General features: G+C 60.7%; 9 protein-coding genes. All 9 read left to right on the forward strand.

Going from position 1 to position 14,418, the window contains the following annotated elements:
* The first annotated feature begins 15 nt into the window (after positions 1-15).
* Genes B195_RS00310 through B195_RS00350 form a run of 9 tightly spaced genes read left to right on the forward strand, consistent with a single transcriptional unit; the run spans position 16 to position 14,418 of the window.
* The gene (locus tag B195_RS00310; RefSeq protein WP_003437888.1) at positions 16-1,404 is read left to right on the forward strand and encodes an SrfA family protein; all 1,389 of its coding nucleotides are present in this window, start codon (positions 16-18) and stop codon (positions 1,402-1,404) included.
* A gap of 18 nt (positions 1,405-1,422) precedes the next feature.
* Complete coding sequence (locus B195_RS00315) at positions 1,423-4,488, forward strand: virulence factor SrfB (RefSeq protein WP_003437886.1); 3,066 nt, start codon at positions 1,423-1,425, stop codon at positions 4,486-4,488.
* The gene (locus tag B195_RS00320) at positions 4,485-7,196 is read left to right on the forward strand and encodes a virulence factor SrfC family protein (protein WP_003437884.1); all 2,712 of its coding nucleotides are present in this window, start codon (positions 4,485-4,487) and stop codon (positions 7,194-7,196) included. Before B195_RS00315 ends, B195_RS00320 begins: the two co-directional genes overlap by 4 nt.
* 3 nt (positions 7,197-7,199) lie before the next feature.
* Positions 7,200-8,216: a hypothetical protein gene (locus B195_RS00325; protein WP_003437882.1), complete on the forward strand. Its 1,017-nt coding sequence runs from the start codon at positions 7,200-7,202 to the stop codon at positions 8,214-8,216.
* On the forward strand, positions 8,213-10,198 hold the full coding sequence (locus B195_RS00330) for a vWA domain-containing protein (protein ID WP_003437880.1): 1,986 nt from the start codon (positions 8,213-8,215) through the stop codon (positions 10,196-10,198). The genes B195_RS00325 and B195_RS00330 overlap by 4 nt, the downstream gene beginning before the upstream one ends.
* Positions 10,199-10,208: 10 nt before the next feature.
* Positions 10,209-10,928, forward strand: a complete 720-nt coding sequence (locus B195_RS00335) for an ABC transporter ATP-binding protein (protein WP_003437878.1) — start codon at positions 10,209-10,211, stop codon at positions 10,926-10,928.
* Positions 10,912-12,135 (forward strand): ABC transporter permease, encoded by a 1,224-nt coding sequence (locus B195_RS00340; protein ID WP_003437876.1) that lies wholly within the window; start codon positions 10,912-10,914, stop codon positions 12,133-12,135. The genes B195_RS00335 and B195_RS00340 overlap by 17 nt, the downstream gene beginning before the upstream one ends.
* Complete coding sequence (locus B195_RS00345; RefSeq protein ID WP_003437873.1) at positions 12,125-13,672, forward strand: SUMF1/EgtB/PvdO family nonheme iron enzyme; 1,548 nt, start codon at positions 12,125-12,127, stop codon at positions 13,670-13,672. The genes B195_RS00340 and B195_RS00345 overlap by 11 nt, the downstream gene beginning before the upstream one ends.
* Positions 13,673-13,704: 32 nt before the next feature.
* The gene (locus B195_RS00350; RefSeq protein ID WP_003437870.1) at positions 13,705-14,418 is read left to right on the forward strand and encodes a hypothetical protein; all 714 of its coding nucleotides are present in this window, start codon (positions 13,705-13,707) and stop codon (positions 14,416-14,418) included.

Genomic DNA, 14,418 nt, shown 5'->3' on the forward strand with positions numbered 1-14,418 from the left:
AAACACGGAGCACGGATGCGCGGCGCACTTCTTCGCAGTGGCAAAAGCGGGGCTTTTACTGCCCTGGGTGAGACCGGTCAGCCAGTCTATCGGGCGGCACTGCAATTGCGCGAAGCGATTCGCTGCCAAAATCCTGACATGGCAACGCATCTGGCCATCCCTCAAAGCGATGAGCTGGGCGACAACATTGACTGGTACAGCGAGCTACCCGGCGATGTGATTCCCTGGGCCAGCGCCACCCCGCAGGAACGTGCTCAAGCCGTTGTCGAGCTGGAACAGCTGCAGTCTTTTCTCAATCAGCTCAGTGCTGAACAACTCGACCCCGACAGTGCCCACAAACCTTCGGTAGACCGTACGGTGTTCGGCAAGCTGCTGGCCCACGTGCTGCCATTTCCGGATGAGAACTACGTTTATCTGGTCAACGGCAAACCGGTACTGACGTTCTGGGGCTTCCGTCGTCCGGGCACTGACCACGGCCTCGACCCGCTGTACTGTCTGCGGCCACAGGTAGCACCCGTTACCCCTGCCCCGGTGATTGCCCCGCTGGCCGAGCCTGCTCCGGCACCCGCCCCGGTGCCGGTGCCAGTGGTGGCCCGGTCGTGGTGGCGCTGGTTGTGGTGGCTGATCCCGCTGTTACTGCTGCTGTTGCTACTGTTTGGTCTGCGCAGCTGTGGCCCGCAGTTGGGGGTGCCAGTGCCGGCATGGCTGGTGGACTTCAACCTGGACGGGCTCAAGGTTTCTGAACCTGTTTCCAGGCCCAACCCCACGTCCACGCTCACGCCATCGCGCGAGCTGTCAGGCAGTGGCCAGGTTGGCGGGGCAGCGGGCACGGCTGAAACTGCAGGCCAGGTGCCTGAAGTGCAGACCCCGCCTGCGGTCCAGCCGGAGTCGGTGGTGCCGCCAGGCACCGATAACGCCCAGGCATCCATGGCTCAAGAGCCGCCGACAGCGGATAACGCCACTACCCCGCCGACGCCGCCGACAATCCCGGATGAGCTGCCGAAAACTCCGGCACCTGTGCCTGTACCCGGCGAGCCGTTGATCATCCCGGCCGACAGCGCGGATGGCCAGGCCGCCTTCCTCAACGGCCACTACCGCGCGGGCGCGGGCATTCAAGACAAAAACACCGGTCTGTCACTGCGCCTTGAGTATCAGTTCAAGGACGGCAAGGGCGAGGTCATTGTGCGCAAGGCCAATGGCATCAGCTGCACCGGTCCGGTTTCTGCGGCCATGCAGGCCGGCAGCCTGGCGATCAATAGCCAGGCCCAGGCCGCCTGCAGCGATGGCAGCAGCTATGACATGCCGCAAATCGATTGTCGTCAGGGGGCCAAAAGCATTGCCGACTGCACCGGCGCTTACGAAGACAAAAAATTCCCCATCACCATGCGCCAGACGGGCGAATAATGACTGGAAAACTCTGACATGCTGCCTCAAGTTACCCAATTTGAAGACACCGTTATCCTTGTTGCCGATACCGGCATCCAGTTCATGGATTTCGCCCTGCGCCTGGACCCCAGGAAGCTGCCCTCGGGTGATTTCGCGCCGTTGACCAATGGCCTGTTGTGCCGCCTCGAAGAGGGCGAACGCAACGGCATGACCAGCTACTTTTACGAAAGCGAGCCGGGCAAGACCGTTGACGCACGCAGTACCCTCAACCTCGGCATGGAAGCCAGTCTCAAGCTCTACGACGGGCTCTGGGTACCGATCCCGGTGTTCCGTTACCGCCCGCCCCAGAGCTTTGACCAGGGGCCGGCCAACTGGTCGCGGATGCGCCTGGTGCGCCTGCCCGAGCCGGACATTGATGGCAACACCCATCGCCTGACGGTCGCGCTGGATACCCGGCTCATGGAACAGCATGACACCAGCCTCTATCTGGGGCCGGTCGAGCGCGACGCCAGCTCCGGCGTATCGTTCAAGCTGGCGTGCAAGCCCCAGCAGACCCGCTGGTTTCTGGATCAGATCTGGGTGCGGGAGTGGCTGCTGGAAGTATTCACGCAAGGCCATCCCAAAACCCCGCGCGATGAGCTGGACAAAGAGATCAAGGACGGTCATGCCGAAGCCCATTACCTGAACCTGCTCAGCTTGTTCATGGAGCCTTGCACCACCCGGGACAACAACACCCCGGCGGCGCAAGTGAAACTGCCCGAACTTAAAATCGTGGCCAGCCATGGCAGTGGTGTCACGCCGCCGATTCCGGTGGATCTGATCCTCGATGTCGGCAACTCGCGCACCTGCGGCATTCTGATCGAAAACCACGGCCAGTCCGGCTCCGGTCTCAAAGACAACTATGTGCTTGAGCTGCGGGACCTGATGAGCCCGGAGCACATCTACAACGACGCGTTCGAAAGTCGCGTCGAGTTTGCCCAGATCTCCTTTGGCAAGGATGACTGTTCGGTAAAAAGTGGCCACACGGAGGCTTTCCTGTGGCCAACCATCGCCCGGGTTGGCAAGGAGGCCGCGCGGCTGGCGAGTCGCCGTCGTGGCACCGAGGGCTCAACCGGACTCTCCAGTCCCAAGCGTTATCTGTGGGATGAAGAGGCCTACGATCACGGATGGCGCTTCAGCTACAGCTTCGACAAAAAGGAAGCCGAGCCGTTTGCCACCGCCAAACCGTTTTCGCTGCTGATCAACGGAACCGGCGACGCGCTGCACAGCTTCGACACCCCAGGCCTGGCGGTGTTTGTACCGCGTTATTCGCGCAGCTCGCTGATGACTTTCATGCTCGCTGAAGTGCTGGCCCAGGCGCTGATGCAAATCAATAGCCCGGCGCAGCGCTCGCGTCAGGGCCATACCCGCGTACCGCGGCGCCTCAACAGCATCACCCTGACCGTACCGCCGGGCATGCCCCAGGCCGAGCGCAGCATCCTGGAAAAGCGCATGCGACACGCCATTGGTCTGGTGTGGAAAAGCATGAACTGGCAGACCGACCGCAAAGACCCCTTCGCTCACGACTCGAGCCCGGCCACTACGCCGCTGCCCAAGGTGCGGGTGGAGTGGGACGAGGCCTCGTGCGGGCAATTGGTGTACCTCTACACCGAGGTCAATGAAAACTTCGCCGGGCACCCGGAAGAATTCTTCGATGCCATCTCGCGCCCCGGCAAGACGGACCGCGAACGTATCACCCTGGCCACCATCGACATAGGCGGCGGTACCACCGACCTGGTGATCACCGATTACCGTCTTGACCGTGCCGGCACTGCCAGCAGTGGCAGCAATGTGCACATCGTGCCCGAGCAGCGTTTCCGTGACGGTTTCAAAGTCGCGGGGGACGACATCCTGCTGGACGTGATTCAGGGGTTCATTCTGCCAAGCTTTGAAAGCGCCTTGCAGAACGCCGGGGTTAAATTCCCCGGCTCCCTGATGTCGCGGCTGTGCGGCGCCGAATCGGGCAGCGCGCAAGACATGGTGTTGCGCCAACAATTGAACCTGCAGGTGTTCACGCCGCTGGCCCTTGAATTGCTGCGCCGCTACGAGCTCTACAACCCGGAGTTCGCCACGCCGGCCAGTGACCACACCTACCTGACGTTGCTGGAAAAAGATGCTGTCAGAGCCAACGTGCTGGAGTATGTGAACACCGCGGTTCGCCGCGAGCTGGGGGTTCAGACCGATTTCGATCTGCTGCAAACGCCGATTACCCTGGACTTGCAGAAACTGCATGGCGCGTTCATCAGCGGTGGCATCAACATCACCAAGATCCTTGCCGGGTTGTGCGAGGTCATTGCGCATTATCCATGCGACATGTTGCTCCTGACCGGGCGGCCATCGCGTCTGCCGGGCATTCAGGCGTTTATCCGCAAGATGCTGCCACTGCCGCCGGGGCGCATCCTTGCGCTGCAAAATTACCGCACCGGCAACTGGTACCCGTTCCATAAAAACGGCCTGATCGACGACCCTAAAAGCACGGCATCTGTCGGCGCCATGCTGTGCCTGCTGTGCGCCAACCACAGTGTGCCGAACTTTTATTTCCGCACCTCGGCCCTGAGGCCGTACTCGACCATCAAGCACATCGGCAAGATCGACGGGGCCAACATCATCGTTGACTCGGACGTCCTGTTCCGCGACCTGACCTCCGAGGACGGGCGCATCGTGCTGCCCGAAATCGGTGAAGGCCTGGATGCAAGGCCGCCAGCGCTGGAAATGCGCGGCAATATGCGCCTGGGCTTCCGTCAGCTGGCGGCCGAGCGCTGGTCTGCCACGCCGCTCTACACCCTGGATTTCTCCCCCCAGGGGCGGCAGCGCTTTACCGAGGCCAAGACCCAGAACAACGAGATGCCCGTGGTCTACGTGTCCTTCAAAGTGAGCGAGGCCACCGAGCAGATGAAGCGCCAGGGACAACTGAGCGACGAGCTTGAGGTGACATACGTGGATTCGAATACCGACAAAACGTTCAGCAAAAATGACCTTTTGCTGCAACTCAACACCACCCTGGTGGAAGGTTTGAGTGACAGCAAGTACTGGCTGGACAGCGGGAGCGTAAAACGCAAATGAGCAATCTGACCCCAGAGCAAATCGCCCTCAGCGCCAGCTGGAATGCCGTCTACGAAGGTGCCGGCCAGGCCCTGGGCTGGGTGGACAAAAGCCGGGTTACGGCGCCCAAACTTGATCGCGATGCGGCTGACCTGAAGCTGGGCCTGTATCAGGCGCGCAACATGGCCCGCAACCTTGGCCGGGTAGCCACCACACCGATGACCACCGGCTTCTTCGGGTTGTCCCAGGCGGGCAAGTCCTACCTTATTTCAGCCCTGGCGGCAGGGGCCAACGGTGCGCTCGAGACCCAGTTCGGCCAGCAGCGTATGGACTTCATCGAGAACATCAACCCCAGCGGTGGCGGTACTGAAGCCACCGGGCTGGTGACCCGTTTCAGTCGTCTGGCCAAGCCCAGTGAAGACGACAACTTCCCGGTGGAGCTCAAGCTTTTCCGCGAAATCGAACTGGCGAAAATTTTTGCCAACACCTGGTTCAAAGACTTCGACCAGGAAAAAGTCTCCTTCGTGATCGACGACAGCGTGGTGCGCCAGGCCCTGCAACCTTTCGAAGGCCGCGAGCTGGGTCCGCTGCAGCCTGGGGTGAGTGCCGAAGACGTCGTGTCGTTGATGGATTACCTGAACCAGAGCTTTGAACAATCGCTCAAAGTTCTGCCCCATCACTATTGGCCGAAAGTCATCGACCTGGCCCCGCGCCTCAATCCCCAGGAGCGTGGCGAGCTGTTTTCGATTTTGTGGGGCAAGCAAGATGGCCTGACCCAGGTGTACCAGCAGTTGGGCGCAGCGCTCAATCGGCTGGGCATGCCCGACACCGTTTTTGCACCGCTGTCAGTGCTGGCTGAGCGCGTAGGCGATGAATTCAGCCGTCGCAACAGCATCATGAACGTCGACATTTTGGAGCGTTACGGCAGCGCCACTGACGTGCCGGTGTCGGTGCGCCCGATGGTCGAGGGTGTGTTGCACAACCCCGGCCCGATTTCCCTGGTGCAGTTGGCGGCCCTCACCGCCGAGATGACCTTCCGCCTGATTGAAGTACCGGCCGCGCAGATCGTCGAGCAAATGGACCTGCTGGATTTTCCCGGATATCGCGGGCGCCTGAACGTGACCTCCATCGCCAGGGAAAACGGCCAGACCAACTCGATCTCGCAACTGATCCGTCGCGGCAAGGTCGCGTACCTGTTCGAGCGTTATGTCGATGATCAGGAAATGAACGCACTGGTGGTCTGCACCAACAGCACCAAGCAAAGTGATGTCAACGATGTCGGCCCGGTGCTGACGCGCTGGATCAACGCGACACAGGGCGAGACCCCGCAAGAGCGTGGCGCACGTGCCACGGGCTTGATCTGGACCCTGACCATGTTTGACCTTTGCATTTCCCAGTCATTGAACAAGAAGTCGCGCCTGGAGCTGGAAGAAGAGTGGGACGGCATGATGACCCGCACCATGCTCGAGCGCTTCAAAGACTACCCGTGGATGTCGAACTGGCAAGGCGCCCAGGCGTTCAATAACACCTATCTGGTGCGCAAACCGCGCCATCAGGCCGCATTCATTGGTCGTACCGATGGCAACGAAAGCCATTTCACCGAGGACAGTCACAGCACGCTGGAGCTGATGGCCCAGACTCTGGTCGAGCGCCCCAATGTCAAAAAGTACATCAAGGATGCACAGCAGGCATGGGACGCCATGCTCACGCTCAACGACGGCGGTATCACCCGTTTCAGCGAAAGCTTTACGGAACTGGCGAACGTTGACTTCAAACTCAAGCGCATCCGCGAGCAACTGAACAAGGTACTCAACGGCAAAGCCTTGCACACCCTGGGCAGTTACTACGTGGCCGATGGCGCCGATATGGTGGCCATCAAGCGTACCCAGGCGCAGATGATTCTGGCCCAGCTCAAGCGCCGCGGCGGTGTGCTGGGCGAGCTGATCAACACCTTGCAACTGCCGAACGAAGAGATCCGCGAGCTTTACCTCAACGGCGTATACGAAGAGGACAGCGTGTCTGAGACGGGCGATACAGCTCAGGACTCCGCCAGGCAATCGATCGTTTATGCCAGCAGCAACGAGTTTGATTTTGGTGATGATTTCGGTGATTTGTCGGTGGACTTCGATGCCCCGGCCAGCGCTCCGTTGCCAGCGTCCAAGGCTCCCGAGCTGCAAAGCAACGAGCACAAATTTGCCCGTGCCGTGTTCAGGAACTGGGTGAAGTACTTGCGTGCAGTTCCGGAGCGTGAGGGTTTGATGCGTGCCCTTGAGCTGGATAAAACATCGATTGAAGCACTGGTTCAGGAGTTGATCCTCAGCGGTGACCGTCTCGGCTTGCAGGACCAGTTGATTCGCGTCGTGCTCAAGCGTGCGCAAAGTGGCTCGCGCCGCGACCAGATGGTCGAGCGCCAGGTGCTGGAAGTACAGCGCGTGCTGAGCGATTTTGTGGCCTGGTTCGGTTACACCGCTGAACCGCTTGAATCCCGTCCTAAAAGCCATGCCGGCAACCGCGAAGCGCTGTTTTCGTTCTACGGTGATGTGGCCAGAGACGCGTTGCCGCAGCTGCCTGCGCAGCCGATTAACCAGGCGCAGCAGTTCCTTGGCGACTGGTTGTCCGGGGTGGCGCACATCACCCTGGACAATGCCAGCCACGGCACCGGCAGCGAATTCACCCCTGAACAGAATGAACGCCTGGGCCATGTGCTCAAAGCGTTTGAAGCGAGATAAGCAATGTCAATTTTTGTCGATTTGGTCACCCTTGAACCCCACATTGCCGGTCAGGCGTGCCTGATCGTCAAAGACTGGACCGGTGGCCACGAGCGTCTGGAGTTCTCTGTCCAGCGTAACCAGGACGGCTATTTCCTGCAGGGCGACCAGCACTGGAGCAACAGCCAGTACTGGTTCAAGGTGGCGCACTTCAGTGCCGCCGCCAACGGCGAAGCGCTGGAAACCGTGGTTGGCCCGCAATTGGTCGACCCGGTACTCGAAGTGGGCTCCATGGCCACCTTGCGCTTCGAATTGCGCGAGCAGGGCGGTAACGGCCATTGCGATGCCGGCATGCTGATCCCGGCCAAGAACCTGCAATCATCCAGCGCCGCCACGGATGTCAAAGCCCCGGTACACCAGGACACGGGCCAGCTGAAAACCCCGGTGGCGCCAGTGGTGTCGCCTGAACCGGTTCCCGAGCCGGTTACCGAACCGGCCCCGGAACCCGTGCCGGTCATTGAGCCCGCACCTGCGGCCCCGCCGCCACCGGTGCCAGCCAGGAAAAAACCCTGGTTGTTGATGGTGCTCATTGCATTGCTGGTACTGGCCGCCCTTGCCCTGGGCGCATGGTTCTGGCTCAACAAAACACCCCCGGCAGTGCCTGAACCGATGCCACCGCAGCCTGTACCGGGCGATGCCGCCTGTACCCTGGAAAGCATGGCCGTGCTGCCTGAGCTGAGCGTTGTGCAGGCCTGCATCAAGAATTCGCCGGGCAGCGCCGAGTTGCTGGAAATCATCACCGTGGCCAAGGCCAACAACCATTGCGGCATCGCCCAGCGGCTGTACGCCAACCGTGCACAAGCCGGTGACCTGCAAATTGCCACCGCCTACGCCCATGAGTACGACCCGAAATTCCATCAGGCCAGCAAGTGCTTTGCCGAGCCGGACCCGGCCACCGCGGCGTACTGGTACGAAACCATCCTCAGCCACGACCCTGAGAATGCCGAAGCCAAGGCGCGCTTTGAGGAGTTGAAACCGTGAGCCGTTTTGCATTGGCTGCCAGCGCTTTGCTGGCGCTGACCATCGGCAGCTCGCTGGCCCGCGCCGACGACAAGCCCTTGATTCAGGAAGGCAAGAAAACTCTGTTCCAGCGCGTGTTGACCACCCCGGGTTGTCAGCTCAGCAGTGCTGCTGGCGGTGATGCCGGTGCGGCGCAGCCAACATTCAGCCGCTTTTACGTATATGAACGGGCCCAGGCGGGTAATGCCGAGTGGCTCAAGGTCGGCCCTGACAGCTACGGCAAAACTATCGGCTGGTTGCCTGCAGCCTGTACCACGGACTGGAAGATGCAGCTCACGCTGGCATTCACCAACCCGGCCAACCGCGACCGTCTGATGTTCTTCAAAGACCGCGCCACCCTTGAAGGCATCCTCGATGCCCCGGACCCGGTGAGCAAAGTCGCGCCGTTGCGCGCCAAGCTCAAGCAAGGAGTACAGGCTCCGGGAGTACTGGCCCAGGAGCCGGAATACTTCGTTGACCTGCACAAGCAGTTTTACTTGCTGCCGGTGTTGAGCGGCGAAGAAGTCATGACCGAAGAAGGCTTTCGCACCCGCCTGTTGAATGTAGCGTCGGTGAGCAAGGCTGAAGACAAACCGCTGCAGGCCGGCGCAAACCCAGGCGCTACGGGGGCCGCGAAATCCAGCCAGTTGAAGGAATTCAGCGCGGCGGTGGTGTTTGTCATCGACTCCACGATCTCGATGGATCCTTATATCGACCGTACCCGCGAGGCCATTCGCAAGGTCTACAAACAGATTGAAAGCGAGAACCTGGGTAATCAGGTCAAGTTCGGTCTGGTGGCATTCCGTTCCAGCACCCAAGCCGTACCCGGCCTGGAATACGTGAGCAAAATGTACGCCGACCCGAACAAGGTCACCGGCAGCGAAGATTTTCTGGCCAGGGTGGCTGACCTCAAACAGGCCAAAGTGTCGAGCAAGGCCTTTGATGAGGACTCGCTCGCGGGCGTGATGCACAGTATCGACAAAGTGGACTGGACCCAGTTCGGTGCGCGCTACGTGGTGTTGATCACCGACGCGGGTGCCATCGAGGGCGACGACCCATTGAGCAGCACCGGGCTGAGCGCTGACCAGGTGCGCCTTGAGGCGGCCAACCCCGGCGTTGCGATTTACACCCTGCACTTGAAAACGCCGGCCGGGATCAAAGATCACGGCAAAGCCGAAGCGCAATATCAAAACCTGTCGACTTACCCGGGCACCAATACCTCGCTGTACTACCCGGTCAACGCCGGTGACGTGCAAGCATTCGGGCGCAAAGTGGATGCGCTGGCCAGCGCGATTACCTCCCAGGTCAAGGCCGCCTACATGGGCGACGATGCCATTGGCAGCGCGCTGAACGCCAAGCAAGCGCCTGTCGCCGGCAAAGACCCGGCCGAGCAAAAACTGCTGGATGACGCGGCCCTGATCGGCCACGCGATGCAACTGGCGTACCTCGGTGAAAAAACCAACAGTCAGGCGCCGCCAGTGTTCCAGGCGTGGATCACTGACCGCGACCTGATCAAGCAAAACATCCCCACCACCGATGTCCGGGTGTTACTGACCAAGTCACAGCTCAGCGATTTGAGCGACGTGATGAAACAGATTCTGGATGCCGCCAACGAAGGCCTGATTTCGCCGACCGAGATGTTCGATCGCCTGCGTTCCGTCGCCGCGACCATGGGCGCCGATCCCAATCAGCTCAAGCAGAACGGCAACGCCAGGCTGGCGGACATGGGTGTGCTCGGTGAGTACCTCGAAGACCTGCCGTACCAGAGCGAAGTCCTCAACCTGGATGAAGAAACCTGGAAGAGCTGGGATGGTCTGGCCCAGGAGAAATTCATTCGTAACCTGAACACCAAGCTGCGCCACTACCAGCGTTACAACGCTGACGTGGACCGTTGGGTGGCCTTGGCCAAAGACAGCGATGCACGGGACAACGTGTACCCGGTGCCATTGGAAATGATGCCTTAACGGGACGCCCATGCTCGATATTCAGGACATGCTGGTGCGCCGTGGCAGCGGTGCGCAGGCCCATAGCGTGCGGTTGCCGGCCTTGCAGGTAAAGGCCGGCGAAATCCTCGCCATCACCGGCGAAAGCGGCTGTGGCAAAAGTACCCTGCTCGAAGCCATCGGCCTGCTGCTGATGCCCGTCGAACTGGGGCGCTTCAGCCTTGGTCCGGCGCGTCATGAGCCAGGGGCCAAGGCACTGGATATAGCCCGCATGCTCGCGGCCAATGACCAGCCGGCGTTGTCGGCGGTGCGTTCGCGGCACCTGGGGTTCATCTTGCAAAGTGGCGGCTTGCTGCCGTTTTTGAGCGTGCGCGACAACATCACACTGCCCCGCCGCCTGCTCGGCATGCCGGTCGAGAGTGCGCAGGTCGAGCGTGCCGTGCAGGCGCTGCGGCTGGAGGGCTTGCTGGACAAGTTGCCCCAGGCCTTGTCCATCGGCGAACGCCAGCGCGTGGCGTGCGTGCGGGCTATCGCCCATGAGCCGCAGTTGCTGCTGGCCGATGAGCCCACCGCGGCACTTGATCCCCACAGCGCCAGGCGTTTGTTTGAATTGTTGCTGAGTCTGGTGAATGAGCTGGGCTTGAGCGCACTGGTGGTGTCCCATGACTGGGCGCTGGTGCGCGACTTTGGTTTGCCGCGTCTGGGTGCCATCAGCGGTCAGGGAGAAACACGCTTTGAAGCCATGGATTAGCCGCCTCGGCCTGCTCGGCAAGCTGGCGGTCGAAGACCTCTGGCATGACCGCAAAGTGTCCTTGTGCATCGCCGCGTCGCTGGTGGCGGTGATCGCACCGCTGTTGCTGCTGTTCGGGCTCAAGCATGGCGTAGTCAGCCAGTTGCAGAACGAACTGCTCAGCGACCCGCGCAACCTTGAAGTGAAAATGCTCAGTAGCGGCAATTACGACACCGCCTGGATCGAGGGTTTGCGCCAGCGACCTGAAGTCGGTTTCGCCATCGGCCAGACCCGTTCGCTGAATACGCAGGCCGACCTGCTGGTGGGCCTGCAGCGTTTTGTCGAAAACGCCGAAATTATCCCCAGCGCGGCGGCTGACCCGTTGCTGAACCTGCCCGATATCACGTTGAGTGCCAATCAGGTGATCCTCAGTGCCCGTGCCGCCCAGCGTCTGCAAGCCAATGTCGGCGACAGCGTGCGGGTGCGGGTGAGCCGCCGTCTGGATGGCATCAATGAGCGCGGCGAGCTGAATCTGATCGTGGTCGCGGTGCTCGACGCCGCCCGCTTTGGCCGCGCCGCCGGTTTCGTTGCACCGCCTTTATTGCTCGAGCTGGAACGCTTTCGCGATGGCTATCAGGTCCCGGCGTTTGGCCTTGCTACCGGCAAACCGGTCGGCGACTTGCAGCCGCTGTATGCCCGCGCCCGGGTCTATGCCCGTGATATCGATAGCGTGGCGCCGCTGGAACGCTGGCTGAACCAGCAGAACATCGAGACATCGAGCCGCCTGGCCGATATCGACAACGTCAAAGCCATCAACCATGTACTGGGGCTGATCTTTGGCGTGATCGCCGGGGCCGCGCTGATTGGCTGCATCGCCTCGATGATCGGTGCGTTCCTGGCCAATATCGACCGCAAACGCAAAAGCCTGGCGGTTCTGCGATTACTGGGCTTCAGCAGCCCGGCAGTGGCCGGGTTCGTGATCGCTCAGGCGTTGCTCTTAAGCCTGGCCGGCTATGTCGGCGGGCTGGCGTTTTATGGCGTGGGCAGCCTGCTGTTTGACCATCTGCTGGGCAGCAGTCAGGCCACCGGCACCTTTGTCTGCCACATCACTGTCTGGCACGGGCTGGCAGCCCTGCTGATCGCCCTGTTGGTCGCTGCACTGGTCGCCGTGATCGGCGCCCTGCGGGCCATCAGCATCCAACCTGCGGAGAGTCTGCGTGAGTTATAAATCTGTTGTTGCGCTCGCATTCCTGAGCCTTGGCTACTTGCCCGGCGCCTCGGCGGCGGCCTGGGACGAGAAATTCTACAACCCGGCCGCCGACGCCAGTGACGTCGTATTGCCCATGCCCTGCGACGGCTCGATGGTATTTCGCAAGGTGTTCATTCCCGTTACCGGCCCGCTGGACGACTACCCGATCAATATCGGTCAGGACAGCGCCGAATGGGGGTATGTGGAGCAGAAGCGCCCCGCGTTTATTTCCGGCAGTTTCACCGGCAGCAAAACCGACAAGTCCCGTTATTACTTGATGGCCAAGTACGAGATGAGCCAGTTGCAGTATCAGGCTCTGACCGATGAAACCTGCCCGGTGCCGTCGAACAAGCTGCGCTTGCCGCAGGTGGCGATCAGTTGGGTACAAGCCATCGAAGTGGCCGACAAATACAACCTGTGGTTGCGTAAAAACGCTGCCGCCGCGCTGCCCAAGGAAGATGGTGCGCTGGGCTTTTTGCGCCTGCCGACTGAAACCGAATGGGAGTTCGCCGCCCGTGGCGGGCTGGAAGTGGGGGCCGCCGAATTCAGCGATACACGCTACCCGATGCCGGACGGCCTGAACGCTTATGAGTGGTTCGGCGGTGCGCAATCGTCCAACGGCAAGCTGCAACTGGGCGGGCTACAAAAACCCAACCCGCTGGGCCTGCACGACATGCTCGGTAACGCCGATGAAATGATGTTCGAGCCCTTTCGCCTGAATAAGCTCGATCGGCAACACGGTCAGGCCGGCGGCTATGTGGTACGCGGCGGCAACTACCTGACGCCCCAGGCGGACGTGCGCACGTCCTTGCGCAAAGAGGAGCCTTACTACAACGCCGACGGCCAGGTTAAGAATAAAACCACCGGCCTGCGGCTGGTTCTGGTGTCGCCGACACTGACCTCGCGCGAGCGTGTGAGCAGCATCGAAAAGAGCTGGCAGAGCCTAGGCACTGGCGCTGTCCAGGGTGACACCGGGAAAGACCGCGGCGCGGTCCAGGAGCTGAATTCGCTGGCCTCCGCGGTGGAAGACAAGGCCCTCAAAGAAAAGCTCCAGGCCCTGGAAAACCAGCTGCGTGCCAGCAATCAGCAGCAGGAAGAAACCCGCGACCAGGCGATTCGCGCGAGCCTCAATCTGGGGGCGTTCCTGTGTACCAAAATGCTCGATGACGGCCAGTACCTGGACTTCCTGCAGAAAAATTACGCCCTCAATTGCGAGTCCGAAGACAAGGACCCGAGCTGCGACATGCGCAAAGGCAAGCTGGACGAACAGAAAGACCGTCTGCACAAACTCAGCCGTTATTACGCCAGCAGCCTGGTGGAGTCGGCGTCCTTGTACGGCCAGTCCCTGCTGGAACCGCAGGTGCCGGTGATGGAAGAAATCATCGGCCAGAACAAACAACTGCAAGAACTCAAACCTTACCTGCGCACTCACTGGGCGAATCAGAAGACCTATCTGCAAAAGCAGAGGATCGACACTGACGCCTGGTTGAAGAGCTGCAAATCGGTCACCCAATAAGCCCAATACCTGCTTCAACAAGGAGAAATACGATGATGCGCAGCCTGTGGTCCTCTTCCAAGTTACTGATCAGTTCTGTACTCACAGGCAGCCTGCTGTTGGGCGGTTGCGCCAGCACGGGCAGCAGCATGGTTGATCCGCGCCTGACCCAGAGCTCGGACGCCCAGTTCTTCAGCAAGTCGGGCTATCAGGCCTGCGCCATGGGGGTCGGTACCGGTGTATTGGCCTGTGTACTGGCCGATAGCGGCAATAAAACCGTGTGCATGATTGCTGCGGGTGTCACCGCATGTGGCGTGGCAATGGGCGCCAACTACTACCTGGATCAGCGTCGCAGCGAATACTCCAACACCAGCGAGCGTTTGCAGAAGTACAACAGCGATGTGCAGCTGGACACCCAAAAAGTAGTGTCGCGTACCGCGACGGCTCAGCAGGTGATCAAGGATGACCAGGCGCAGATCGCGCAGATCAAGCGCGACCTGGCCAGCAAGAAAATCGATCAGGCCCAGGCTAAAAAACAAATCGCCATGGTTGACGGCAACATTGCTCAGTTGCGCCAGGAGCTGGACAACATGCGGGTCAAGGTCAAGGGCTACAACGACGTGGTGCAAGCCGAGCGTGCCCAGGGCAATGCCCCGGAGCTCAAGCAAATCGACGCCAATATCTCGAAGATGAACGAGAAAGTCGCCAGCCTGCAAAAAGAAGTCGATGGCTTGTACAGCCAGCGCTCTGCAATCACTCTGGGTTGA

Source organism: Pseudomonas sp. Lz4W (assembly GCF_000346225.2).
Lineage (GTDB): Bacteria > Pseudomonadota > Gammaproteobacteria > Pseudomonadales > Pseudomonadaceae > Aquipseudomonas > Aquipseudomonas paraversuta.

Coding starts and splice junctions, on each gene's coding strand:
- B195_RS00310 (WP_003437888.1), top strand. CDS start 16: ATGCGCGGCGCACTTCTTCGCAGTGGCAAAAGCGGGGCTTTTACTGCC.
- B195_RS00320 (WP_003437884.1), top strand. CDS start 4,485: ATGAGCAATCTGACCCCAGAGCAAATCGCCCTCAGCGCCAGCTGGAAT.
- B195_RS00315 (WP_003437886.1), top strand. CDS start 1,423: ATGCTGCCTCAAGTTACCCAATTTGAAGACACCGTTATCCTTGTTGCC.
- B195_RS00325 (WP_003437882.1), top strand. CDS start 7,200: ATGTCAATTTTTGTCGATTTGGTCACCCTTGAACCCCACATTGCCGGT.
- B195_RS00335 (WP_003437878.1), top strand. CDS start 10,209: ATGCTCGATATTCAGGACATGCTGGTGCGCCGTGGCAGCGGTGCGCAG.
- B195_RS00350 (WP_003437870.1), top strand. CDS start 13,705: ATGATGCGCAGCCTGTGGTCCTCTTCCAAGTTACTGATCAGTTCTGTA.